The organism is Kitasatospora sp. NBC_00374, from assembly GCF_041434935.1.
Classification (GTDB): Bacteria; Actinomycetota; Actinomycetes; order Streptomycetales; family Streptomycetaceae; genus Kitasatospora.
This window is the reverse complement of sequence record NZ_CP107964.1, coordinates 8,902,654-8,926,328: the sequence shown is the minus strand read 5'-3', so window position 1 is coordinate 8,926,328 and position 23,675 is coordinate 8,902,654. Positions and strand designations below refer to the sequence as shown.

Below are 23,675 nucleotides of genomic sequence, written 5' to 3'. Positions count from 1 at the left end.
CGGGACCGGCGGTGGCCGGGCTTCCATCGTGACCCTGGGTGCAGGGCGCTGCCACAGGAATGGCATTCGAACCCCGGACGGGGTTCGCCCGCCGCAACGGTCGGAGGCCACCCCGCCGCAACCGCCCACCGCTCGGCCGGAGGTCACCCTGTGTCATGGAAACCCGTCGAGTTGTCAGGTTGCGACCCGGGTGAAAGCATGAGAAGGCCCCTCTTCCATCGAGGGAGGTCCACGATGACCACCCCAACGAACAGCGGCGGATCCGACAACGGCCCAAGCGACAAGCCGGACCGGACCAAGGACATCCACGGTCCGCAGGATCCGCTGGTCGACAGATTCCGCCCGGACCCGGCCCACGCGCCCGTCCGAGGACTCACCCTCAAAGGCTTCCTCGGCGACAGCGACCGCGAAGGACACCGGCGGCTGTACCTGACGAAGAACCTCGACTACTACGTCGAATTCGCCACCGACGACGTCCTAGACAGCGCCGGTATTCCGCCGGACCGGCCTCCTTTCGTCGGAACGGAGGCAACCGAGGTCACGCTGAAGGAGGGAGCCCATGTCAGCTACACCCACAGCGCCCCGGTCCGCCCGTCGGACGACTTCGACCTCGACGTCCGCCGGGTGAGCCGGGCGGGCCCGAGGGGCCCGCAGCGCGGCCGAGGGCTAACACCACGGGGGTCACCAGCCGCCCTGGCGCGTCGTGCGGCCGGCCGCTTCGCTCCGCAGGAGGGCTGCACGTGCGGCGCCCCCTGTGGCCAGCAGACAATCGAGTTCGTCTCCTGCGCTTCGTGCGACGACACCTGCGTCTCGTGCGACGGGACCTGCGACCAGACCTGTCCGCAGTCCTGCAACGGCACCTGTGACGACACCTGCCAGTTCACCTGCGCTCCCACGTGCGCTCCCACGTGCGAGACCTGCTTCACCTGCAACACCTGCGGGGAAACCAGGTGCACCGTGTGCTGTGAAATTCTGACCGGCGTGGCCTGCGGCTGACGGTCGCCCGCCCGGCGTGTCACCACGCCGGCCGCCTTGCCGTTCGTAGCCGGTCCGCTGCTCCGAGGGAGACCACATGACGCGACGCGAACTCGCCGACGCGACAAGCACTTTCGGCGCGAGAAGCAGTTTCGGGTCGCCGACGGCCGACGGGCGAGACCCGGAGCCGCGCCCGTGGCGCAGCGTGCTCGACGGCGACCGGCGGGCGGCCGCGCTCGCCGCCGCCGATACCGCCGCCGAGCGCTGCGTGGATCGCGCCCGCATCTGCGAGGCGCTGGCCGGTGCCGCCCGTCAGACCCGCCTCCCCCGGACGATCGACTGGCTCTCCCCCGGGGTGGCCAGGGGAGACGCCGGAATCGCGCTGCTCTGCGCGTACATCGACCAGTGTCGGCCCGGACAGGGGTGGGACGAGACCGGCCACCACTTCCTCGTCACCGGGCTCGAAGGCATCGGGCAGAATGCCGCGCGGATCGGCTCCGGCCTCTACAGCGGGCTCGGCGGCACGGCGTTCGCCGTCGCCGCGCTCAGCCGCGACGGCACGCGCTACCGCCGTGCGCTCGGCGCCCTCGACGACGAACTGGTGCCCCGCGCACAGCTCATGGCCGCGCGGCTCGCCGAGGGCCGCCACGGTCGGCCGGTGAGCGACTTCGACCTGGTCTCCGGGGCGAGCGGACTGGCCGCCGGCCTGCTGCCGCGCGATCCGCACGGCTCGCTCGCAGACCTGCTCGGCGCGCTGGTCCACCTGGCCTCGCCGAACGGCGCGACGCCGCACTGGGCCACGCCGGAGGACCAGCTCGGTGACCCCGCGACGCGGCCCATCTACCCGTACGGCAACCTCAACTGCGGGCTGGCGCACGGGATTCCCGGGCCCCTGGCGATCCTCGCCCTCGCCCTGCGGGCCGGCCGTGAGGCACCCGGCCAGGCGGCGGCGGTCCGCTACCTGGCCGACTGGCTGACCGCGCACCGCCTCGACGACGCGTGGGGCGTCAACTGGCCGTCGGCCATCCCGCTGCCAGCGGCGCCCGGACGACCCCCGCCGCCGGACCCCGGCCCGGCGCGCAGCTCCTGGTGCTACGGCAGCCCCGGGATCGCGCGGGCACTCTGGCACGCCGGCGAGGCCCTGGACGACGGACAGCTGCGCGACTTCGCCGTCGAGGCCGTCACCCGCGTGCTGCAGCGGCCCGACGCCGCCCGCCAGCTCGCCTCGCCCACGTTCTGCCACGGCGTCGCCGGACTGCTCCAGGTGGTACTGCGCTTCGCCCACGACACCGGCCTGCCACAGTTCACCGCCGGGGCCGAGCAGTTGGTCGACCAGCTGCTCGATCACTTCGATCCCGACCGTCCGCTCGGGTACGCCGCGGTGGAACCGGCCGGCAACCGGGTGGACTCGCCCGGCCTGCTCGACGGAGCCCCCGGCGTCGTCATGGTCCTGCTGGCCGCCGCAACCGACACCGAGCCCACCTGGGACCGGTTCTTCCTGCTGTCATGACGGTCAACGACCCTGAGCACCGCCGCCGCGCGCAGCCGATCTACCGGCCGCTGGGCTGGGCGGTGGTGCGGGCACCGCTGCTCCCGGTGGACGCGCTCGCCACCGCCGGCGCGGCCACCGGCGGCGACACCCTGATGCCCGACGCGCCGCAGGTCCGCCTCGCCGTCGAGGTGGCCAGCCGTGACCTCGCCGCAGCCCTGCACCGCACCCGCCCCGACGACCCGGAAGCTCGGCGGGTGCGCCGCAAACTGACGCGCTACCTGATCCGCATGTGCACCCGGCCGACGCCCTTCGGTGTCTTCGCCGGCGTCGGCCTGGCCCGCTGGAGCGACCACACTGATCTGGCGCTCGGGCCGTACCCGCCGCGCACCCGCACCCGGCCGGACATGGCGTGGCTGCTCGGGCTCATCCACCGTCTGGAGGAGGAGCCGGAGATCCGCGCCGGCCTGCGGCTGGTCACCAACGCGGCGGTCGTCCTGCGCGGCGAGCACGCCCTGCTCCGCGACGCCGAAGCCGACGGCGCGGCGGACACCGTCTCGGTCCGGCTGACCCCGGCCGTACGGCAGGTGCTGGAGACGGCGCGACACCCGGTCGCGGCGGACGACCTGGCGGCCGGGCTCGCCGGGCTGGCGGGCGCGACCCCCGACAAGGCGGCCAGGCTGGTCGAACGGCTGCGGGCCCAGGGCTTCCTCCAGACCGATCTCCGACCGCCCCTCACCAACGGCGACCCCGCCACCCACGTCCGCGAGCGGCTGGCCGCCGTCCCCGGTGCGCGGGAGCTGGCCGCCGGGCTCGACCACCTGTCCCGGGACCTCGCCCGGTGGGACGCCCTCCCGCTCGACGCACGGGTCCGACCCTGGGCTGACCTGCTGGAACGCGCCGACGGGCTGCACCCGGCGGCGCCCGGAGACCCCGTCCTCCAGACCGACCTGGCCCTTCCCCTGGCCGGCCGGGGCCTGCACGCCGAGGTGGCGGCGGAGGCGGCCCGCGCCGCCGAGCTGCTGCTCCGGCTGAGTCCCCTCCCGGCCGGCCCGCCCCGCCTGGAGTCCTACCGGCGGGCGTTCCTGAGCCGTTACGGGGCGGAGCGCCGGGTTCCCCTGTTGGACCTGCTAGACCCGGACGTGGGGCTCGGACCCCCGACCGACTCGTCGGCCCACCAGCGCTCGACCCCGCAGCCGCCGCAGCGCAACCGGCTGCTGCTCGGCCTCGCCCTCGCCGCCAACCGGGAGCACCGCCAGAGCGTCGACCTGACCGACGAGCAGATCGAGGCACTCACCGTGTCCCGGCCCGATCCGGCCGCCTGCCCGCTCTCACTGGAGCTCGCGCTGTTCCTCACCGCCGCTTCGCCCGCCGCCCTGGACGCGGGTGAGTTCCGGCTGGTCGTCGGCCCCAACCTCGGCGCCCCGGCCGCCGGCCGTCACCTCGGCCGGTTCGCCGACCTGCTCGGCCCGGAGGCCCGTACCGCCCTCGACGAGATCGCCCGGGCCGAGCAGGAGGCCAGCCCCGACACGCTGTTCGCCGAGGTCGTCTACCTGCCGCACCGGGCGCGCTCCGCCAACGTCGCGATCCGGCCGGCGGTCCGGACCCACGAGATCGTGCTCGGCACCGGGCCCGGGGTGCCGCACCGGGACGCCATCCCGCTGCGCGAGCTGGTCGTGGGCCTGCACGAGGGCCGGTTCAGCGTCGAGTGGCCCGCCGCCGACGCCCGGATCACCGGGGTGCAGGGCCACATGCTCAACAGCATGGGCGCACCCGCCCCGGTCCGCTTCCTGCTGGACGCCGCCGCCGACGGGCGCTGCCAGCCCTCGCTGTTCTCCTGGGGCCCGGCGAACGGCTTCCCGTTCCTGCCCCGGGTCCAGTACGGCCGCACCGTGCTCGCCCTCGCGCAGTGGCGGCTCGACGCGGCCGACCTGCCCACCGGCGCGGGCGAGGAGTTCGCGGCCGCGCTGTCGGCCTGGCGGCAGCGGTGGGCCGTCCCGCATCTGGTCTACCTGTGCGTCGGCGACAACCGCCTGCTGCTCGACCTCGCCGACCCCGACCAGGTCGAGGTGGCGCGCGAGGAACTGCGGGCCCTGCGCGGCACGCAGGCGCTGCAGCTCCAGGAGGCGTTGCCGCAGCCGCAGGACGCCTGGCTGCCCGGGCCGGACGGCCGCCACGTCTGCGAGCTCGTCGTTCCGCTGGTGCGCGCGCGGGCCGCGGCCGTGGACCCGGCAGGGCTCGACGGGCACCCGGCCGGTCACGCGCACGCGGCCGCCGACACCGTGGCGGCGGGCACCCGGTTCCGGCCGCCCGGAAGTGACTGGCTGTACCTCAAGCTCTACGGCAGCCCCTGGCAGCAGGACGAGCTGATCGCGGGACCGCTGCGCACCTTCGCCGAGTTCGCCACCGCCGCCGGACTGGCCGACAACTGGTTCTTCATCCGCTACTCGGACACGGACAGCCACCTGCGGATCCGCTTCCACGGCGAGCGGTCCGCCCTGCTCGGCCCGCTGATGGACCAGGCCTGCCGCTGGGCGGAAGACCTGCTGGCGACCGGGGCCGCCACCAGGCTCGCCTTCGACACCTACGAGCGGGAGGTCGAACGCTACGGCGGCAACGACGGGGTACGGGCGGCCGAGGAGGTCTTCGGCGCGGACAGCACCTCGGTCGCCTGGCTGCTCCAGGCGGGCGAGGAGGAGGAAATCCCGCTCGACCGCACGGCGTTGGCGGTGAGCAGCGTCGACGACCTGCTCGACACCCTGGGCCTGTCCGAGCCGGAACGGCTGGCGTTCCTGCGCGGCGCCGCCGAGACCACACGCGAGGGCGGCGACGAGTACCGCCGCCGCGGCAACGACCTGCGCCTGGCCCTCGCCGGTCCGGACCGGCCCGACACCGAGGTCCTGCGCCTGCTGCTGGCCCAGCGCCGCACCGCCCTCGCCCCTGCGGCCGCCCTGCTCGCCGCACTGCGCCAGGACGGCAGGCTCCGGCGCAGCCACGGCGCGCTGTGCCGCAGCTACGTCCACATGCACCTCAACCGGCTCGGCCTGGGCCCGGCGGGCGACGGCGAAGGGCTGGTCCTCGAACTGCTGCGCCGCACCCGCGAGGGCCTGGCCAAAGCACCCGTCACTTGACGGCCGGGCGGTCGCCGTGGGTCAGTTCCCGGTGCGTGCCGCGTCGCGCAGCCTGCGCCAGGTGCGGGCCGCGCGTGAGGCGTCGGCCGCGGCGTACCGCAGGGCCGGTGCCGAAGACGAAGCGGTGAAGGTGCTGGAGAAAGCACGGCGCGTGGCCCACGCCGAGATCGAAGCCCTCGCCGAACTGGTAGGCACTCAGGTGCTCGGCGATCTCGCGCGGCGCCAGGCTGATATGTCCGTCGCAGTCGCTACCTGCTGGCCGGTATGTCGCCCTGTCCGCGTGGGTCAGGCGGATCTCCCCGTACTTGGGGGCGCAGCCGGTATCACCCGACGCCCTGTCGAAGGTCGGGGCACCGATACGGTGCTGGGCGCCTGGTGGGGGCGTCGGCGCGTGGGTCAGTCGCGGTAGATGGTGGAGCGGTGGCCGACGTGGACGACCAGGACGAGCAGTTGGCCGCCGTCGACGGTGTAGATGACCCGGTAGTCGCCCACGCGCAGCCAGCGGGTCTCGGGGGATCCGACGAGGGCGGTCGTGCTGCAGCCGTAGGGGTCCCGTTCGAGGTCGGAGAGCTTGCGCAGGATGGTGATGGCGGTGGCTCGGGGAGCTTGCGAAGCTCGCCGCAGGCGGACTCGGTGAACCGCGTCGCGTATTTGCGGTCGCTCACTCGGGTCTGGTCAGCGTCTCGGTCATCACGTCCTGAAGGCGGCGGCGGTGCCTGGTTGAAGTCGGAACCCCCTCCGCCCTGCCCGGCCGAGCCCGCCCCGCCGAACGGGGCAGCCCCGGCCCGCCACGGTCAGTTGCTTCTCCTCCGCGTGCCCGCCTGCGGCACGGTGGTCCCGGTCGGCTCTTGGCCGGGCTCAGCGCCGCGGCGGACTTGTGGGCAGCCAGCGGTGGAAGGTGGCGGCCAGACCGAGCGCGATGGTGCAGCTGGTGGCGAGCCAGGCCGCGCCGACGCCGGTGAGCCCGTACCGGGCATGAGCACGAGGACGAGGACCAGGAGCAGGCCGGCGAAGGCGAGCTGCAGCCCGGCCAGGAGCAGCAGGGAGCGGCGGACGCGGGCGACGTGGACGGCGGTGCCGAAGAGGATGTTGGGCAGGGCGGACAGTGCCATGAGGCGCATGACGGTGGTGCCGTGTTCGGCGTAGTCGGTGCCGAACAGTTGGAGGATCCAGGGTGCGGCGGCGACGGTGACGGCGGTGGCGGGGGCGATGAGGATGGTGGTGTGGCGGAGCATGTGGCGGGCGTGTTCGGCGAGTTTGTCGGGTTCGGCGGCGCCTTCGACGGTGAGGGACTGGCCCATGCTGTAGGCGGCTTGGTAGAGGGTGTCGGTGATGAGGTAGGCGAGGGAGTAGTAGGCGGTCTGTTCGGCTCCGAGGTGGGCGAGGATGAGCAGGGGCAGGGATTTGGAGACGGCGACTTGGCCGAGTTGGCCGATGTAGTCGGCTGCGGCGTAGGCCGCCATGTGCCGGCGCGGTACGCCGTGGGGGTGGGTGGTGTGCCGGGCGGCGGGCAGGGCCCGGACGAACAGCGCCGTGTTCGCCACGGTGACGGCGAGTACGAGGCCTACCGCCCAGGCCACCAGGATGCCGGCGGCGATGGCCAGGGCCGCGCAGACGGCCAGGGCGAAAGAAGATCAGGTTTTCGGCCAGGACCCAGCCCGGGCTGCGCAGACCGGTCAGCGCACCGTCCTGCAGGACGAAGATCGCATATGCCGCGGTGGCGAGGACGAAGAGCAGCGCCGGCAGCGGGCTGCGCAGTTCGGTCAGCCCGGGTGTGATGTGGGAGGCCAGCAGGACGAAGCCGGCGGCCACCGCTGCGCTGGAGGCGGCGGCGACGATGTAGCAGCGGATGACGAGGCGTCCCCCGCGGGGCCCGGCGGTGGGCAGGAAACGGATCAGGACGTCGCCGAGGTTGAGCGAGCCGAGCGTGGCCAGCAGCGTGGCCACCGACAGCAGGGCGTAGCTGCGGCCGACGGCTTCGGTACTGAACCACCTGGCCGCCAGGAGCCAGTACAGGCGCCGAGAGCGGCGGCCACCACCGAGCTGGCCGCCAGGATCCGCCCGTTGCGCAGCAGCACGCCGGGACCCGGCCCGGGCCCGCTGGCCGGCCGCATCCGCTCCCGCAACCGAACGAGAGGCGCGCCCTCCCTCACGCGGACCTCCCCGCTTCCACTCGGGACCGTGCTGGGGAGGCCCGCTCGCGTCCCGGCGCCGCGATCAACTCCGGGGCAGCGGCGGCGCATGCGGCCCGCGGGCGGCGCCGGCCGAGCACCGCAACCGCCACCCCGTCGTCGGACCCGTCGGGAGGGCGAGCGGTCGGCACCCGCCGCATCGCTCGAGAACCAGAGCAGCGCACCGTGCCGCCCGGTTCCGCCCTGGCGCCCTGATGGCGGTACCCGCACCTCCCACACAGCGCCAGGGCAAAGACCGGGAGCGGCAGAGTGCAGAGCGGAAACATGGACAAACCGTGCCAGGAAGACACGCATCGGGACGGAACCCACGCCCAAGCAGATCTCCCCACCGCCGAAACGGCGGCCCCCACGCGCCGGTGGAGCGGGGTGAGTTCCTCCGGGGCCGCCCCGACGGCCTCTGCGCCGCCGGCCGTGCAAGCACGGTGCAGGCCCGGCTGTCTGGATCAGGCGACGGAGTGGGTCACGGTGCCCGTGTAGGTGCCGGCCACCGCGGCCGCGGGGATCGTGATCACCACCGTGGGGCTCCAGCTCGTGGAGCTGTTCCCGTTGCCGGTGGAGGCGAAGGCGGATCTCGAACTGCCGAGCGTCTGTCTGGCCGAGGCGTCGCTCTGACCCGGCGAGGCCGTCACAGTGCCGTTCGTGCTGGTCGCCGGCCCGGACCAGTAGGAGACGTTCGAGGTGGTGATCGTCTCGGCGGCGGTGCCACCGCCGGTGGTGAAACTCGTGGCGGACACCGTCGCCGTCCACGTGCTGGTGGCCAGTCCTCGCCCGTCCGAGACGGTCACCGAGCCGACGGCCGCGCTGACGGTGCCGCCGGGTGCCGCGCTGCCGAGGGCCGCGGTGGACGGCAGGCTGATCGACGGCGTGCCCGTGGTTGGGATGACGCTGATCTGGGTGCTGTTGCTGCCGCTGGTCTCGACGGTGTCCACGACCGCGCGGGTGAAGCTGGCCTTGCCTCCGGATGCGGCCGCCAGCTTCCCCGAGGCGGTGTAGATCGCGCCGCCGCCGGTGATCTGCGTGCCGTTTCCCGAGACCGTGACCGCCGCGGTGTTGTTGCGGTCGGCGATGAACGAGAAACCGGAGAAGGCCCCCGTGGTCGGTGCGCTGAGGGTGGTCTTGCCCCCGGTCTGGTCGAGGAAGAACGCGCCGACGGTGGCCACCGGGCAGGCCACCGGGTAGGTCGGGCAGGCGAGGTAGATCGTCACGCCGGTGCCGTTCAGCTTCCCGCCGGAGATCGTCATGCCGGTGGTGACGACATAGGTGCCGGGATTGAGCGTCAGTGTGCCGGCCAAGTTCGCGATGCTGGTGTACACGCCGGGGCTGATCGTCTGGTTCCCGGAGATGTGGTTGACACTCGGGTACGGCGCGGCGGGTGTCGTGGGGCAGGCCGAGGCGGCCGGGCACTGAGCGAGGGCGGCGTACGGGTCGGTGACGGCGCTCTGGTTGGTGGGGGCCGGGCTGTACGAGCCGCCGCTCGCCGTGGCGAAGCCGGCCGGCGCGGCCGGGCCGCCGATGGTGCCGCCGGTCGCGGTGACCGTGGTGCCGCTGACGAGCGCGGCCTGACTGTTCGTCGAGTTGACCAGGATGCCGCCGGTGACGTGCATGCTGCCGGGGTGGGCGTACAGGGCGTTCGCGGCGCTCGGGTTGAGGACGCACAGGCTCGCCGTACACGCGGTCGCGGCCCGGGCGGTGCCGGACGGACCGGTCACGACCCAGGCCAGCGCGCAGGTGAGGGCAAGGACCATGGCGCAGACCGCGCGTGGCAGGCGGCACCGCCCCCGGTTGCGGACGTGTCCGCCCGTGACCGGACGGCCGGGACCCGGGTCTCGGGGCGCAGAGCGGCACACCGGCGCATCGCCCGGCCCCTGACCGCCGCCGACACGTCGACCATCGCCCGCCCGGGCCATGCCGACGAATCCGGCGGCGAGCCTCGCCGCCATACCCACCATCCTCAACATGACTCAAAACGTACCAAGTGCTCCATATTGGACAGCTGTCTTGCGCGAGGTGATGCCCGTTCAGCGTGTCGGGGCCCTGGCCGGACGTGCTGGCGCGCCACCAGGACAGTGGTCAGGACCTCCCCGCCGACGTCCGCACCGCTTCTGCCGAAAGCGGGACGAGATAGCGATAGCCAGGCAGAGTCCGACGGGCTGGTCGACTGGCCCGCGCTGCCGGTGGACACCGTGTTCGAAGGTGAGCAGCCAGGGCGCTGGGTGCAGGCGCAGCGGGCCATCTGGGCCGGTCTGGAGGAGGGCCAGCGCGACCTGCTCGCCGCGATCGGCATCGAGGCCGACCCCGAGCGGGTGCGGGCGGCCGCCGGGTGGGCGCGCCCCAGGGACGGGAGTGGACGGGGGTGGTGGCGGCGAACGCCACGACGGCTGCGGTGTGCCCGCAGGGGGAAGGAGGAACTGCGCGGCCGGGTGCCCGGCCGGTACGGCGCCCCGTCACCCGGGCGGCCCGCCGGCTGTGCCGGAGCCCGCCCGGCGCCACAGGCTGGGAGAAGGTACGACTCCGAGGAGGCCGCGGGTGCTGCACGGGTTCAAGAAGTTCATCATGCGCGGGAACGTGATCGACCTGGCCGTCGCCTTCGTGATGGGCGCCGCATTCGTCGCGGTGGTGAACAGCCTGGTGAGCGACCTGCTGACCCCCCTGATCGCGGCCATCTTCGGCAACCAGGACTTCTCGGCGCTCACCTTCACGATCAACGGCAGCGTCTTCCGCTACGGCGCGTTCATCAACGCGCTGATCTCGTTCGTGTTGATCGCCGCCGCGCTGTACTTCTTCGTCGTCGCACCGCTCAACACCCTCGCCGATCGCCGCCGCCGCAAGGCCGGTCTCCCAATCCTGGACGAGCCGCCGACCGAGCTCGAGCTGCTGACCCAGATGCGGGACCTGCTGCGCGAAGCGCAGCGTCGCTGAGCCTGCGTGACGGATCCTCCCCGGGCGAGCCGCACCCCGGGGAGGCTCTGTCCGTGCTACTCGGGCCGGCTGCACCGGATGGATGGCGTGGTGGTGTATGTGCCGCGTCAGCTGAGCGCGTGCCAATGTCCCAAGATGTGGATCACGTCGTGGTCCAAGACCTCGCGGAAGTCGCCGTACCAGGGGCCGATGGCGTGGAGCCAGAGGCGTCGCTGGAGGCAGACGAGGTCGTCGGCTTCCGCTTCGAGCTCGTCGCCGCCCCCGCAGGATCAGTCGCGGTCGAATGGCGGCCCAGCCCCGACCTGACCGCTCTGGGCGACGGGCCGAGGCAGGTGATGCCGTCGACCACTTCGCCCAGTCCGTGGCCGAGACCCCTACGGCTCTCGCCGCCGTTCTGCACAAGGCCGGCCTGCACGTCCTTACCCAGTTCGGCGGTTCATCATCGCGAATACCAGGCCCGTGGACCCTCTCGCCGCTCTCGGGCTCTGAACGCCCACCGGAACCTGGCGGTGAGGCACAGAAAGGTTGTCGCCACTGCGCTTGCCCCTTGTCCGGTGGGGGTCGGTGTGGGCCGACGGTTCGGCTCGAGTGCGCTGGTGATCCCCGGTCAGCGGCGGCTGGTGGCCAGGATGACGAGGAACTGGCCGCCGCCCGCCTCGATGTCGGCGGTCACCGGGAGTCCCGGCACCAGTCGGGAGAACCGGTCCACCATCTCGCGGCACCCCTTGCGCTCCAGTCTCCCGGCGACGGTGATTCAGCGGCGCGGGTTCGACCACGTACAGCCGGACCGCCGACCGGAAGGCGATGGCCACCTTGACCGCGCCCTTGCGGGTGTTGCACCCGCGGTGCGCGAGCCGCGACCTTGGCCTTCCGGTCGGCGGTCCGGCTGTCGACGCTGGGCCCCCGCGGGTCGTTCACCGACTTGTCGGGGTCGACCGCCTCGTCGCACACCCAGCACCGCCAGCCGTCGCGCTCGGCCACATCATCGAGAAGACTCACCCGAGCAAACAAGCCTGCCCGGCCGCCGTTGCGTCCCGCTTGGGTGCGGTTGCGTTGCGGTGTGCTGGGGACCGGCCGGACGATCGTCCGCATGACAACTGCACTTGACCGTGGCGAGCGTGACCAGCTCGCAGCCCTCGTCGAGGCTCTGTCGGCGGTGCCTGGCAACGATTCGAAGAGCGTGCGGGTGGACGAGACCCTGCTGGAGACCGCCGTCGCGCTGCTCGGGCAGCTCTCGGCCGCGTTCCGGGACGAGCCAATCAGCCGGGCCGCCGGCACCGTCGCGGACCGACTGCAGCTCAGCGTGCCGATGACAGCGATCCTGGCGATGAAGACCAAACTGGAAGCGGGCAACCTGGACCTCCGATAGGCCGGACTGCCGACCTCGGGGCGTCCCCGCGTCCGCCACCGCAGTCGCCTCTCGGTGGCGGACGCTCAGGCCAGGGAGGCGACGCCCCGCCCCGTGGTGGCCTGCGCGAGGCGGAGGCCGGTGACCGGGCCGGCGTTCAGGCGATCTGCTGGTCCAGGGCGGCCCGGAGCAGGGAGACCGCGTACTGCGTGTCCTTGGAGAGCCAGGGCTCACCGTCGGCGGCGTCGATGACCGACCGCCCTTCTGGCTCTCCCATCACCGGCCGGCGGCAGGGCGAGGGCCGCAGTGCGGGTGCGCTCCAGCCAGCCCATCACCTGGCGCAGCGTGGTGGGGTCGAGGTGGCGGGTGAGGTCGTGGACGGCCTGGTGGTCGGCGTCAGGAGGTGGAGGCCGGCGCGGGCGAGCTGTGGACGTCTGACGGCCCGGGTGGGTCGTGGCCGCGTCGGGTTCATCCTTCCGTGGCCACGTCCGGCACGGCAGCACGGTGCGTGCACGTTCCGGTCGGTAGCGTGCGGCGCAGCGCTGCCCGGCAGCGTGTCCGCGTCGCCCGGCGCGGACTGGCCCATGCTCGGAGGCATTCCTATGACCATCCTCGGTGGTGTACTCCCCCAGGTCGGGCAGGAGATTCCCTGCTCCAGCTACGCGGTCAACGTGCCGCTGCAGATCAATGTGCTTGGCCTCGTCACCCTGGACATCAAGGGCGGCATCAGGTTTCGCGTCGAGGAGAGTATCCCCGGCGACCTGGGCGGCGTGAAGATGAGGATCATCGGTGAGGAGTACAGTGCCGACTCCCCCATCCTGGGACGGGTCGTCCTTTCGCGGGCGGACGTCGACACCACCCCGCTCAGCCTGCTCGAAGTCACCAGCGCCATGCCGCCGGTCTTGCGCCACACTCTCTTCCACGACTTCACGCTCACCATCGAGAAGCCCCCGGGGGGCGGCGGCCCGGCGGTCCTGTCCAACTCCCGGCCGATGACCACCCAGTGCGACAGGCTCACCGTCTTCCCCCCGCAGGGCTCCGTCTACCAGCTGCAGCAGGCGGTCGACTTCGCCCCGGTCGGCGCCCCCGGGCAGGTCGTCGCACAGCTCCTGCCGTTCCCCATGATCAGGTCCCACAACCCCTGACCGGCATCCCCGCACGGCCGGCCACCGCATTGCGGCGGCCGGCCCGATCGCACAGACGGCGCGGCCTCGGCGCCCACACCCGCAGCCTCACCCGACGCGGCCGCCGACGGGGCCGGACCCGGGCGTGAGAACCGGACGGCGGCAACGCGCCGACGCCGGGAGTACCGTCCTCACCCGCATCCCCGATCGGCCGCTCCACGGCGCCCGTCACATCCGCAGCCCGGCGGCCTCCTCACCCTCGCGCCGGCCCAGCCCGGCGGCGCAGCGCGGCCGCCCGGCGATCGGCCCGCCGGTGTGTGGACAGTTGCCGTCCTCGGTTGTGTCGAGGTCAGGGCGTGGCGTTGTTGAACGCCAGGAGGTTGCTGGTTGGCGTCGGGACGGCAGTCAGCAGGTCACGTGTGGCCAGTTGCGTGATGGCGTCTCGGACGGTGGTGGTGGTCAGTCCGTCAGTCGTCGACAGTAGATAGGCGGCCAGGCCGGCGATGTGGGCGGCTGCCTGCGCCGTGCCGGACATGATGTTGGCAGTGTTCGGGCCGCCGATGAAGGCGGAGGGGATGTTGAATCCGGGGGCGAAGACGTCGATGCCCGGCCCGTGGTTGGACCAGAAGGCGCGCTCGTCTCGGATGTTGGAGGCGCCCACGGTGAAGGCCCCGGAGGCGCCGGATGGCGAGTAGTTGAGGGCGTCCTTGTTATCGTCGCCGGCCGGCACGACGACGAAGAGCCCTTGGCGGGCGGCGTCATTGACTTGTTCGTCGAGTGCGAGGTTTCGCGACTGGCAGGAACCGATCAGGGCGATGGACGGTCGTCCGGACGACTGGGCCTGTTCCGTCGTCCAGGCCAGGCCCTCGGCGATGTTCCCGGGGTTCGCGAGCATGTTGTCCGTCACCTTCACGGCGATGACCGACGCGTTCTTCGCGACACCGTACTTCGAGCCGGCGGCCGTGCCGGCCAGGTGGGTTCCGTGCCCGACGGTGTCGTCGTTTCCGCCGCCCGTCACGTTGACGCCCTGCCGGGCACGCCCTCCGAACCCGAGGTGGGCGGTGTGGACGCCGGTGTCCAGGACGTAGATGTCCACCCCTTCGCCGGCCCGCTCGTCGTACACGTACCTTTCGAACGTGACGGATGTCGGCTTCGGACGGTAGGAGATCCGGGCGATCCCCCACGGCGCGCCTGTCTGGGTGTTGATGGCCACCTGTCTGCTCCTGGCTCGATCGAAACGGCGGGACGGCCGGCGCCCATTGCCCGTCGGCAGCCACCGGTTCTGCGGACTGCGACTGCCCCGAGGGCCACTCAGCTGCGGAACCAGCACATCGCGACGACGAAAACGCCAGAGACCGTCCGACACACTACGCGTTCCTGCGACTACTCAATGCAATGACATGTCGCATCGAGTCCGGCTCGGTGCGACGACACCACTCTCACGTGTTCACGAGCAAGGGACGTCAACCACCGACCACGTCCGTGCTGGCGCCGCGCGGCGCCAGCCCTCCGACCTGGGTTCGCCCCCTCCCCCCGGACGGGGCGAGCCCGACCGCGGCCGCTCTCGTCGGGCACCAGGACCTCCAACCCGTCGCCACCGTGCCCAGAGCGTCAACCCTGCTCGGCCCCGTCGTCGGCCAGCTACCCGCAGCGACAGGCGCCCTGCCCGTGGCAGGCCGGCTGCTCCCGGCAACCGTCGGACTGCCCGCCCTCGGCCAGCTCCCCCTCATCGGCGGACTGCAACCGGCCGCGGGCGGCCTGGAGCAGCAGGCGGCGCGGGCACGGCGGGGACCAGTGCGAGCGGGAGCACCGGGCGGCCACCGTCCCGGCCCCGCCCCGGGCACAGCACCAGGGACCGGGGCGCAGCAGCCCGAGGAGGCGCAGGCTCCGGCGGTGGTCTCTGGGAGACTGCCGGGGGCGGTGCGCGCCGTCCTTCATTGCCTGCGGCGCGCACCGCCTTTGACGTCGTGGCGGGTTCAGGGTGTGAGGCGGGCCTGGCGGACGGTGCGGGCCGCGAGCTCCGGGCTGGTGTGGAACAGGGGCTCGCCGGTGGTGGTGTCGGTGAGGAAGAGTCCGTCGGTGATGGCGGCCCAGCGTGGGACGGCGCCGATGCCGATCTCGACCCAGCCGACGATCTCGCCGTTCTCCACCACGTAGTAGGCGAGCCGGTTGTTCTTCCAGCCGGCGAGCTCCCACCCAGGGCCGAGCTGTGGCAGTGCCAGAAGGACGTCGCAGTCCCCGAAGCCGCGCGCGTACGGGGACGGGGGTGCGGTCAGCACCCGGCTGGCGGCCTGCGACGGCCGCACACCACCGCCGGGCGCAGCAGAAGCAGGCGCGGGTGCGGGGGCGGGGGCGGGCCGCCGGCCAGCCGCGGGGACGGGAGCGGCGGCCGGGGCGGTGCGGTCCCGCAGATGCGGCGAGACGCGGGAGCGTACCTGCGGACTGTCCAGCACCCGCCGCGCCTCCTCCAGCTCTGCCGCCGACGGCCGACTTCCGAAGCGCCGATTCGAAACGGGCGGACTATCAAGGCGCTCGGCAGCGTCCGGCGCAGCCGGGCCGGGAGCGGCCGAAGGCTCATTGGTTGTCCCGTTCGCGGGGGCGGGGACAACCGTGTCCGGCCGCGTCTCGGGGGCCGGGTTTTCGAAGCGGCGATTCGAAAAGGACGGGCCGTCAATGCTTCGGGCCGGGCTGGCGGCGGCCGGGTCGGGCGCCTGCGCGGACGGCGGCGTTGGCCCGTCGGCAGGGGCTGGGACAACAGCGGTTGTCCCGCTTCCCGGGCCGGGGGTTTCGAAGCGACGCTTCGTAAAGACGGAGTCCTCGCGGTCCGCCGAGCCACCGCCGGGGGTCGGCGCGGCGGCGGCCTGGGCGTCGTCGTACGCAGCCTGCGCCTGCTCCAGGAGCTCGGCGGTGAACAGCGGAACGGTGCGGCGCAGCGTGGCGAGGGCGCGGGCCTGGTCGCCGTCGTCGAGGGTGCGCACGAAGTGGTAGGCGATGCCGGCGAGGGATTCGGCGAGTTCCAGGACGCGGCCGCGCGGGCCGGGCGCCTGGCCGTCGGTGGCGGCGGCCAGCAGATCCAGACCGGGCGGCGCCGGCGGCGCTGCGGCGGCGGTGGGCGACGGGGCGGCCGGCTTGGGGCGCTGGGCGATGCGATGGCGGGCGGCCTTGGACTTGCACGACAGATCGCAGTACGCCCGCGGCCGGCCCCTCGGCGCGGGAGGCAGCAGGGCGCCGCAGTGCCCGCAGGCGGCGCCTACCGGCTCCGGGGCGGGGGATTCTGAGGGGTCGTCTTTTCGTAGCGGCGCTTCGGAAGTCACGAGTGGATCTTAGCCACTTTCGAAGCGCGCTTCGTAAACCACTGCGCAGCGGCAGCGCGGATTGCAGCAGCGGGCAGCGCGGGCGGCGCTCCCGGTGGTTGAATCCGTGGTCATACCGTCACGTGAGGTAGCCGGAGGGGAAGTCGGGGATGGAGACGAGCGGCCACAAGGCGCCCCTGGCAGTGCCGTGCCCGCAGTGCAAGGCCCGGCCGGGGGTCATGTGCGGCAACCGCAGCGAGGTCCACCCGGTACGACACGGCGCAGCCCGGATCGGCCCCCCGGGCCCGCGAGCCATCGCACCGCGACCGACTCCCGCACCGGCCCCCCGCGCGCCGTGGGACGGCTACTACGACAGTGACGAGCCGCTGTGGGACGACGACTTCAGGCGGCCCGGGCCAACCGAGCTCCACATCGCCACCCTGGGACCCGGCGGCCCCGAGATCATGTGCTGCGCCGCACTGCGGACCGAGGACGGCTGCCCGGTCTGCGACCGCGCGTGCTGGCTGTGCGACGCGCCCGCGGGCCGGGCCTGCCACCGCCTGCCGACGGCAAGACGGCTTGCCGGCGTCGCCCATGCCGCCCGCCTGTGGAACCTCGACTCGGACGAGCGGGACGAGTACCTCGACGCGATCACCCGCCGCTGCCCGCACTGCCAGGCGCAGCCCGGGCTGCTGTGCCACACCATCCCGCAGGCCGCTACCCGCACCCACCTCGCCAGGCGCCCCCATCAACGACGTCGGTGAGCCCGCCCCGCCCGGCCACGGTGGGTGTCACGTTGGTGCGCCCGGCTACGGCGTACCGGTCCCGGAGGAACCCCCGGGGCCGAGCCGCCGACGCCCCACGGGCCCCGCCTGGCACCGCTGCGCCTCGTCCTCCTCGGCGGGGGCCGTCGGCTCCCGGAACGGGGCGCGCTCCACGGGCAGCAGCCGATCCCTCGCGGCGGGCAGCGGAGCATCGGCAGGGGACTCGGAGAAGGCCGCCACAGCGGGCGACGCTCAACAGACATACCGTCAGTGTCCCAGCCACAGCCGACCCGCCGTCACACAGCGCCGGACGCGCCGAGCTCGACCAACGGCATGGTCCGGAGCAACTGATCTCCTAGGGAGGCTGGCCCGGTCCACCGTCTCGTGGGCGGGGCCGGCCTCGTGTCACTTGCCGGTCATTCGTGGCCGACGAAAGCCCTCATCACCGTGACGTCCGAGGTCCGGGCAGATTCCCACCCCTGCAAGCGGTACTCCTTTGGTGGCTCCCCCATCGGATGGTGATGCCGAAGGGCGCCGACCAACAGTCCGTCTTCCCTGGGGTGCAGCGGCCAGTCTTCTGGCGGTCCTGGCTCTTCGATAGGGAACGGGTTCTTCGCGACAACACCGACGACCCAGCCGCGCCCCGACGGGCTCCACCCGTCCGTGGTGATCAACCCCACGACATCCAGGACAGTGCCCGGCCACTGAGCGAGTCTCGGCCCGATGGACTTCTCGGTGAGCGGCCGAAGGTAACCGCGTCGGGGTACCTCGAACCGCGCGTACAGGTGCTGCAGGGGCGTCGGATCGAGGGGGACCCCCTCAAGCTGGAACGAGATGCTGCAACGGATGACGCGCGAGCGACACGTCCGCGGTGATCGTGTAGAACCCGCCGTCGCAATGAGTGGTTTTCATCCTCGAAATTGCAGGTCACGGGGCCTGGTGTGGGGTGATGGTGGGGCGCTCGGGCTGGTCGGCGGCGTGATCGGTAGCAGGTGATCGTCTGCCGCGTGGCCGCTTCGTCGGAATCGCTCTGCCGGGCCGATCGCTGTCGGCACTCCGGCGGCAGGATCAGCCGTCGATCGCCGGCTCGCCGACCGGCGCCGTACGGTGTCCTGCGGCGAGCGCGAGGACCTGCTCCACGGACCAGTGGTCCGCGGCGTGGGCGCCGTAGTGCGCGGCTAGGACCCGGCCGTCGGCCGAGACCAGGAAGTCGGCGGGGAGGCCGTAGCGTCCGCCGAGGGGGCGGGCCGCCGGGAGTCGTTCGCGGCCGCGGAGGACGGCGACGAGGCTTCGGGCCGCTGCCCGGACGATCGTGGGCCAGACCCGCGGGTCCAGGAGGGCGCGGGCGCCGCGTTCGACGCCGTAGGCGCGGTAGATGGCCTGTCCGGGGTCGGCGACGAGCGGGAACGGCAGGCCGTCGACGTACGGCGCCAGCTCGGAGGCGGGGGAGTGGAAGACGGCCACCTCCAGCACCCTGGCGGCGCGCAGCTCCCCGTGTCGCACGGCGAACCTGCGGAGGTGGAGGTTGCAGACGGGGCAGCCGGCGAACCGGCGGAACTGCAGGTGGACGAGCCCGTCGGGGTACGGAAGCGGTACGGACGCGCCGGTCACGTCGGTCAGGGTGAGGTCCGGGGCGGTGATGCCGATCTGAAGGCGAGGCACGGGACTCCTTAGGTTTAGACCGTACGCCTAAAACTGTAGGCGTATGCCGTACGCTGTCAAGTCGTGCCACGACCACGCTCCCTGACAACACAGGCGATCGCCGCCGCCGCGATCACGGTGATCGACCGTGACGGCCTGGCGGCCCTGTCCATGCGCACCGTCGCCGACGAGCTCGACCGCCGGACCATGGCGCTCTACCGCTACGTGGAGGACCGCGAGGAACTCGAGTGCCTCGTGGTGGAACTCGCCCTCGGGACCGTCCTGGACCGCGCCCGGGCGGCCCCGGAGGCGACCCCGCCGCGCGAGCGGCTGCTGGCGCTCATGGGGCTGATGCGCGAGGCGGTGGGCGCCCATCCCGGTGTCCTCCCGCTGGCCGTCCGCCACCACGCGGGCTGCCTGCCGGCCCTCCGCTGGGCGGAGCACGTCCTGGAAGCCCTCCGGCGGGCGGGGTTCGACGGCGCCGGGAGCCGGAGTGCGCTTCGGACCCTGACGTCCTACGTGATCGGTGCCCTGGAGACCGAGCACCGGAGCGGCCCGCACACCGACATGGCCAGTCGCACGGCACTGCCGGCCCCCGACGCCTTCCCCCTGCTGGCAGCCGCGCTCACCGGGCAGCAGCCCGACCCCGGACACGAGTTCCTCGCCGGTGCGGAGGTGGTGCTCCGCGGTCTGGGCATCGATTGAGCGGTTTCCAACCTGAAGTTGCTGGCCACGGGGCTGGTATGGGGTGAGCGTGAGGTGCTCCGGCTGTTCAGGATCGTGATCGCTAGTGCTGTGACCGAGAAGGTTCACCGGGTTCGCGTCGACGCATGCCGACCTGGTCGCGGACCTGGTGAGGTCGGAGTAGTCCATACCGGCATCGGGCGGTGTCGGATGGCGTGGCTACCATGCCCGGCATGGGCTACACCACGACATTCACTGGTCAGATCGCCGTCGAGCCGCCGCTCAACGAGCAGGAGAACGCCTACCTGCGGAAGTTCGCCGGCACCCGGCGAATGAACCGTGACAACGGCCCCTACTTCGTCGACGGCACCGGCCACGCGGGACAGGGCCGCGACGCCGACATCCGCGAGTACAGCAAGCCCCCGGAGGGCCAGCCCGGCCTGTGGTGCCAGTGGGAGCCGACGGATGACGGGGCAGCGATCGAATGGAATCGGACCGAGAAGTTCTACGACTCACCCGAGTGGATGGCATACCTGATCGATCACTTCCTCAAGCCGGGCGCCCACGCCCAAGGCAAGCCGGGGTTCGAGAGCTTCACCTTCGACCACGTACTCAACGGTGTGATCGACGCGCAGGGCGAGGAGCACTGGGACACTTGGCAGCTAACGGTGCGTGACAACGAGGTGTCCGCGTCCGGGCCCGTGGAGCCCGAAACGGTGTGGCTCTGCGGAGGCTGCATCAAGGTGATTGCTGATGAGGACACCATCTGCTGCCCAGGGGCGGAACCGATGCTGTCGTACGTCGTGTAAGAAGCGACCCCGAAAGCGGACGTAGTGTCAAGTTTTTGCAGGTCAGCACGACCGATCCGGCGCATCCCGTGGTCTGGTTTTCCAGCAACGACCTGTGACCACTTCCGCCAATGCATCGCTCAACGAGGTGCTTGATCACGCGGCAAGAACGGCTCGTCCGCCCCAACGGAGGCCCTTCTCGCTGCGGACGCGGGCGCGTTCGCGGCGCTGTGCAGCCAGGACGTCTGGGTGTCGGGCGTTGGTGTTGCGCCAGCGCAGGTAGCCGTGCAGGGCTCGGGTCTGGACCGTGTGGTTCGGGTGGTTCGAGTTCGCCAGGGTGAACTGCCGCAGCGGTCCGAAGTGCGCCTCGATCGGGTTCGCCCAGGATGCGTTGGTCGGGGCGAAGCAGAGGTGAACGTTGTTGTTCTTCGCCCAGCGCAGGATCTTCTTGCCGTTGTGGGCGGAGAGGTTGTCCAGGATCACGTAGACCGGGGCGCCGTCGGGGCGCGTGGCCCGGATCGAGCGGAGGGCTGCCAGGGTGTTCGCGGTGCCCTTGCGGCGGCGGTTGACGCCCCAGAGGGTGTCGTCGCCGATGGAGTAGCAGCCGTGGAAGTAGGTGACGCCGTGGGTACGGTGGTAGGTCGCGGGCAGGCGGTCGGGCCGGCCCTGCTCGGCCCAGCCGCTGCCCGCGGTGGGGGGCGGATGCCGAGCGGACCGAACTCGTCGAACGCGAACGTGCGGTCCGGGAAGTGCTCCAGGACGTGCTCGATCCGGTCGAGCTTGGCGTCCCGCTCGGGGTCGGTGGACTCCTTCCACGTCTTGGTGCGCTGGAAGGTGACGCCTCGTCGGGCGAGCAGGCAGCGCAGGGCCTCGCGGCCTATGCGGATCACCCGGCCGTGGACCCGGCGCAGGTAGGCGAGCAGTTTGCGGATGGACCAGCGGGTGAAGGGCTGCCCTAGCTTGGCCGGGCGAGTGGTGGCCGTCTGGACGACGAAGTCTTCGTCGTCAGGACTGAGCAGGCGGGGACGGCCTCCCGCCCATCGAGGGTCCAGAGCGGCCAGGCCGATCTCGTTGAACCGGTGGATCACATCCCGCACCGTGTCCTCGTCCGCCTGCACGAGCTGGGCGATCACTGGCACCCGGTTGCCGCCGGCTGATGCCAACAGCATCATCGCCCGCCGGTAGCGCACGGTGTTCGTGCTGCCCCGACGCACGATCCTCTGTAACTGCTGGCCCTCTTGGTCCGTCAGTCTCCTGACCTTGACCGGCTCCGCCACCACGCCTCCCCGCACCGGTTCGATGTCGCCAACATCCAACCGCTACCTGCCTCGCAAGCGCCAACCCGGTGAACCTTCTCGGCCAGAGCACTAGGGCCTGTCTGGAGTTGAAATCTTTGTGGGCTGATTCGGCTATCGAACTGGTGCTTGGCTGCTGGAACCGCCGGTGTGACGCGACGCCAGCTGGGCGACAGTGAGTGGGAGTTGATCGAGCCGTTTCTGCCGGTCGGACAGTACGGCCCGTACCCGCAGCGGCTACGTGAGCAGTTCGAGGGCGTGGGGTGGCGGTTCCGGACCGGCAGCCAGTGGCGGGAGATGCCGCGGGAGGAGTTCGGGGCCGGGCAGACAGCCTACGAGCGCTTTGCCTACTGGCCCAGAGTGTCGCCTCTGGCAGAGCTGCAGGGCATTATGCTCCTTCCATGTGGAGTGAGTCGAACAACTATGGCTTCGAGGACGAGCAGGACTACCTGCGGTCGATCAAGCAGGACGACAGTTACACGTTCACGTACCCGTTCGAGTACATCGCTAAGAACCACGGGAACGACAACTACGACATCGGCACAGCGGACATGGTGGTCCGGCTCCAGTGGACCGACATGGAGGCCGGGTACACGATGGCCTACGACGTCCCCGAGATGTACAAGATCGACCCCGCTGAGGGGAACGGCGATGCAGCGAGCTTCTACGAGACCGACGTTTACTGGAGGCTAGACAGCGACCTCGACGGCATGGGGATCGGCGTCGACCTTCGTGCCTTCTAGAGGGCCTGTTTGGAGTCGTGATCAATTGCCCGGTTCGCCCACCGCGGGCCGGGCGGGGCTGGTAGAAAGCTTCCGTGACGCGACGCGAACTGAACGACAGTGAGTGGGAGTTGGTCGAGCCATTCCTGCCCGTCGGCCGGTATGGCCCGTATCCGAAGCATCTGCGTGAACAGTTCGAGGGCGTCATTTGGAAGTTCCGCAGCGGCGGCCAGTGGCGGGAGATGCCCCAGGAGTTCGGGGCCTGGCAGACGGTCTACGACCGCTTCGCCCAGTGGCGTGACGGCGGCGTGTTCGCCGTGCTGATGGAGGCGATGATCGCCGAGGCCGCCAGCCGTGGACAGGCGGACATGTCGCTGGTCAGCGTGGACTCCACGGTCGCCCGCGCGCACCATGATGCGGCCGGGATGGTGGCGGACCCCGAGGTGCTGGCGGCCCTGGAGGAGGCGGCAGCGGAGGAAAAGGGGCAGCGGAAACCGGGCAAACCGCCCCGGTGACCGTCGAGTCGGCGTCGCTTGCGGCGGATCGCGCCGAGCGTCGACGGCTGCGGCGGCGCCGCCGGGCCCGGCTCAAAGCCGCGGAGCTCGGGCGCTCGCGCGGCGGTCTCACCAGCAAGGTCCACCTCGCGGCGGACCGGCGCTGCCGCCCGCTGGCCTTCGTTCTCACGCCGGGGCAGGCCGCCGACAGCCCGCGGTTCGTCGCGGTGCTGGAGAAGGTCAAGGTGCGAGGTCCGCTCGGCCGTCCGCGCACCCGGCCCGCCGCGGTCGCCGCCGATAAGGCGTACTCTTCGCGGGCCAACCGCGCCTACCTGCGCAGACGCGGGATCAAGGCGGTGATACCGGAGAAAGTCGACCAGGCCGCGAACCGCAAGAAGCGCGGCAGCGCCGGCGGCCGACCCGTCTCCCACGACGCCGAGCATTACAAGGAGCGCAACACAGTGGAACGTTGCATCAACAAGATCCGGGCCTGGCGGGGCTTGGCCACCCGATACGACAAGACTCCCGAGAGCTACATGGCGGGGCTACAACTGCGCGGATCCATCATCTGGATGCGCAGCCTCGGTCCCGCCTAATGATCACGACTCCAAACAGGCCCTAGACGGGATCTGGCGGGGTGCGTGCTTCCGGTGGGAGGGCGGTGGCGGGTTGCCTGGTGGTCGGCGCGGCGCCCGGGCTCGTTCCCGCCGGTGACGGCGAAGGTGCCCCGGTGCGCGCCGTTCGGTGCGGGTGAGTGAGAGAGCCGGGATGGGCATGGCGAAGGGGGTCACGCGCAAGGCCGTGGGGTCGGTGGCG

General features: G+C 71.9%; 16 protein-coding genes and 5 pseudogenes. 13 read left to right on the top strand and 8 right to left on the bottom strand.

Annotation, left to right across the window (positions count from 1 at the left end):
* The first annotated feature begins 234 nt into the window (after positions 1 to 234).
* The 3 genes from OG871_RS39255 (at position 235) to OG871_RS39245 (ending at position 5,595) form a co-directional block, all read left to right on the top strand.
* On the top strand, positions 235 to 996 hold the full coding sequence (locus tag OG871_RS39255; RefSeq protein WP_371493434.1) for a hypothetical protein: 762 nt from the start codon (positions 235 to 237) through the stop codon (positions 994 to 996).
* 76 nt (positions 997 to 1,072) lie between these two features.
* Positions 1,073 to 2,485, top strand: a complete 1,413-nt coding sequence (locus OG871_RS39250; protein ID WP_371493435.1) for a lanthionine synthetase C family protein — start codon at positions 1,073 to 1,075, stop codon at positions 2,483 to 2,485.
* Positions 2,482 to 5,595: a lantibiotic dehydratase gene (locus tag OG871_RS39245; RefSeq protein ID WP_371493436.1), complete on the top strand. Its 3,114-nt coding sequence runs from the start codon at positions 2,482 to 2,484 to the stop codon at positions 5,593 to 5,595. Before OG871_RS39250 ends, OG871_RS39245 begins: the two co-directional genes overlap by 4 nt.
* 396 nt (positions 5,596 to 5,991) lie before the next feature.
* Here the strand turns inward: OG871_RS39245 and OG871_RS39240 are convergent.
* Together OG871_RS39240 and OG871_RS39235 are read right to left on the bottom strand one after the other, a co-directional pair.
* Positions 5,992 to 6,260 (bottom strand): annotated as a pseudogene (locus OG871_RS39240) (type II toxin-antitoxin system RelE/ParE family toxin).
* A 129-nt stretch (positions 6,261 to 6,389) separates the two neighbouring features.
* Positions 6,390 to 7,175: an MATE family efflux transporter gene (locus OG871_RS39235; RefSeq protein WP_371493437.1), complete on the bottom strand. Its 786-nt coding sequence runs from the start codon at positions 7,173 to 7,175 to the stop codon at positions 6,390 to 6,392.
* Between the two features lie 137 nt (positions 7,176 to 7,312).
* Here OG871_RS39235 and OG871_RS39230 point away from each other — a divergent pair, with 137 nt between their 5' ends.
* Positions 7,313 to 7,438, top strand: a complete 126-nt coding sequence (locus tag OG871_RS39230) for a hypothetical protein (protein ID WP_371493439.1) — start codon at positions 7,313 to 7,315, stop codon at positions 7,436 to 7,438.
* Between the two features lie 792 nt (positions 7,439 to 8,230).
* Here OG871_RS39230 and OG871_RS39225 read toward each other — a convergent pair.
* Positions 8,231 to 9,532, bottom strand: coding sequence for a hypothetical protein (locus tag OG871_RS39225; RefSeq protein ID WP_371493440.1), 1,302 nt, complete (start codon positions 9,530 to 9,532; stop codon positions 8,231 to 8,233).
* Between the two features lie 781 nt (positions 9,533 to 10,313).
* Between OG871_RS39225 and mscL the strand changes: the two genes are divergently transcribed.
* Positions 10,314 to 10,706, top strand: coding sequence for a large conductance mechanosensitive channel protein MscL (gene mscL, locus OG871_RS39220; RefSeq protein ID WP_371493442.1), 393 nt, complete (start codon positions 10,314 to 10,316; stop codon positions 10,704 to 10,706).
* Positions 10,707 to 11,313: 607 nt separating this feature from the next.
* Here the strand turns inward: mscL and OG871_RS39215 are convergent.
* Positions 11,314 to 11,705, bottom strand: a pseudogene (locus OG871_RS39215) (hypothetical protein).
* A gap of 91 nt (positions 11,706 to 11,796) precedes the next feature.
* Here OG871_RS39215 and OG871_RS39210 point away from each other — a divergent pair.
* Both OG871_RS39210 and OG871_RS39205 read left to right on the top strand, forming a co-directional pair.
* Positions 11,797 to 12,075 carry a hypothetical protein gene (locus tag OG871_RS39210; RefSeq protein WP_371493443.1) on the top strand — a complete coding sequence of 93 codons (279 nt, stop codon included), beginning with the start codon at positions 11,797 to 11,799 and terminating at the stop codon, positions 12,073 to 12,075.
* Between the two features lie 581 nt (positions 12,076 to 12,656).
* Complete coding sequence (locus OG871_RS39205) at positions 12,657 to 13,199, top strand: hypothetical protein (protein ID WP_371493445.1); 543 nt, start codon at positions 12,657 to 12,659, stop codon at positions 13,197 to 13,199.
* A 328-nt stretch (positions 13,200 to 13,527) separates the two neighbouring features.
* Here OG871_RS39205 and OG871_RS39200 read toward each other — a convergent pair whose 3' ends face one another.
* The gene (locus OG871_RS39200; RefSeq protein WP_371493446.1) at positions 13,528 to 14,544 is read right to left on the bottom strand and encodes a S8 family peptidase; all 1,017 of its coding nucleotides are present in this window, start codon (positions 14,542 to 14,544) and stop codon (positions 13,528 to 13,530) included.
* Positions 14,545 to 15,154: 610 nt separating this feature from the next.
* Positions 15,155 to 16,492: a hypothetical protein gene (locus OG871_RS39195; protein ID WP_371493447.1), complete on the bottom strand. Its 1,338-nt coding sequence runs from the start codon at positions 16,490 to 16,492 to the stop codon at positions 15,155 to 15,157.
* A 149-nt stretch (positions 16,493 to 16,641) separates the two neighbouring features.
* Here OG871_RS39195 and OG871_RS39190 point away from each other — a divergent pair, with 149 nt between their 5' ends.
* Complete coding sequence (locus OG871_RS39190) at positions 16,642 to 17,235, top strand: hypothetical protein (protein ID WP_371493448.1); 594 nt, start codon at positions 16,642 to 16,644, stop codon at positions 17,233 to 17,235.
* Between the two features lie 1,068 nt (positions 17,236 to 18,303).
* Here the strand turns inward: OG871_RS39190 and OG871_RS39185 are convergent.
* Positions 18,304 to 18,897: a peroxiredoxin-like family protein gene (locus OG871_RS39185; RefSeq protein ID WP_371493449.1), complete on the bottom strand. Its 594-nt coding sequence runs from the start codon at positions 18,895 to 18,897 to the stop codon at positions 18,304 to 18,306.
* 63 nt (positions 18,898 to 18,960) lie between these two features.
* Between OG871_RS39185 and OG871_RS39180 the strand changes: the two genes are divergently transcribed.
* Entirely contained in the window at positions 18,961 to 19,581 is a 621-nt protein-coding gene (locus tag OG871_RS39180) for a TetR/AcrR family transcriptional regulator (protein ID WP_371493450.1), read from the top strand.
* Between the two features lie 212 nt (positions 19,582 to 19,793).
* On the top strand, positions 19,794 to 20,369 hold the full coding sequence (locus OG871_RS39175) for a hypothetical protein (RefSeq protein WP_371493451.1): 576 nt from the start codon (positions 19,794 to 19,796) through the stop codon (positions 20,367 to 20,369).
* A gap of 135 nt (positions 20,370 to 20,504) precedes the next feature.
* Here the strand turns inward: OG871_RS39175 and OG871_RS39170 are convergent.
* Positions 20,505 to 21,625 (bottom strand): annotated as a pseudogene (locus OG871_RS39170) (IS630 family transposase).
* Positions 21,626 to 21,793: 168 nt separating this feature from the next.
* On the opposite strand from OG871_RS39170, the pseudogene OG871_RS39165 reads away from it, so the two are divergent.
* The 3 genes and pseudogenes from OG871_RS39165 to OG871_RS39155 all read left to right on the top strand — a co-directional run.
* A pseudogene (locus OG871_RS39165) lies at positions 21,794 to 21,988 on the top strand (transposase); the annotation flags it as partial.
* A 56-nt stretch (positions 21,989 to 22,044) separates the two neighbouring features.
* Positions 22,045 to 22,386 carry a hypothetical protein gene (locus OG871_RS39160; protein WP_371503527.1) on the top strand — a complete coding sequence of 114 codons (342 nt, stop codon included), beginning with the start codon at positions 22,045 to 22,047 and terminating at the stop codon, positions 22,384 to 22,386.
* Positions 22,387 to 22,460: 74 nt separating this feature from the next.
* A pseudogene (locus tag OG871_RS39155) lies at positions 22,461 to 23,455 on the top strand (IS5 family transposase).
* Positions 23,456 to 23,675 lie beyond the last annotated feature (220 nt).

Excerpts from the sequence above, each read along its gene's own strand:
- OG871_RS39255 (WP_371493434.1), top strand. The coding sequence starts at position 235 with ATGACCACCCCAACGAACAGCGGCGGATCCGACAACGGCCCAAGCGAC.
- OG871_RS39250 (WP_371493435.1), top strand. The coding sequence starts at position 1,073 with ATGACGCGACGCGAACTCGCCGACGCGACAAGCACTTTCGGCGCGAGA.
- OG871_RS39245 (WP_371493436.1), top strand. The coding sequence starts at position 2,482 with ATGACGGTCAACGACCCTGAGCACCGCCGCCGCGCGCAGCCGATCTAC.
- OG871_RS39225 (WP_371493440.1), bottom strand. The coding sequence starts at position 9,532 with ATGGTCCTTGCCCTCACCTGCGCGCTGGCCTGGGTCGTGACCGGTCCG.
- OG871_RS39210 (WP_371493443.1), top strand. The coding sequence starts at position 11,797 with ATGACAACTGCACTTGACCGTGGCGAGCGTGACCAGCTCGCAGCCCTC.
- OG871_RS39205 (WP_371493445.1), top strand. The coding sequence starts at position 12,657 with ATGACCATCCTCGGTGGTGTACTCCCCCAGGTCGGGCAGGAGATTCCC.
- OG871_RS39190 (WP_371493448.1), top strand. The coding sequence starts at position 16,642 with ATGGAGACGAGCGGCCACAAGGCGCCCCTGGCAGTGCCGTGCCCGCAG.
- OG871_RS39175 (WP_371493451.1), top strand. The coding sequence starts at position 19,794 with ATGGGCTACACCACGACATTCACTGGTCAGATCGCCGTCGAGCCGCCG.
- OG871_RS39160 (WP_371503527.1), top strand. The coding sequence starts at position 22,045 with ATGTGGAGTGAGTCGAACAACTATGGCTTCGAGGACGAGCAGGACTAC.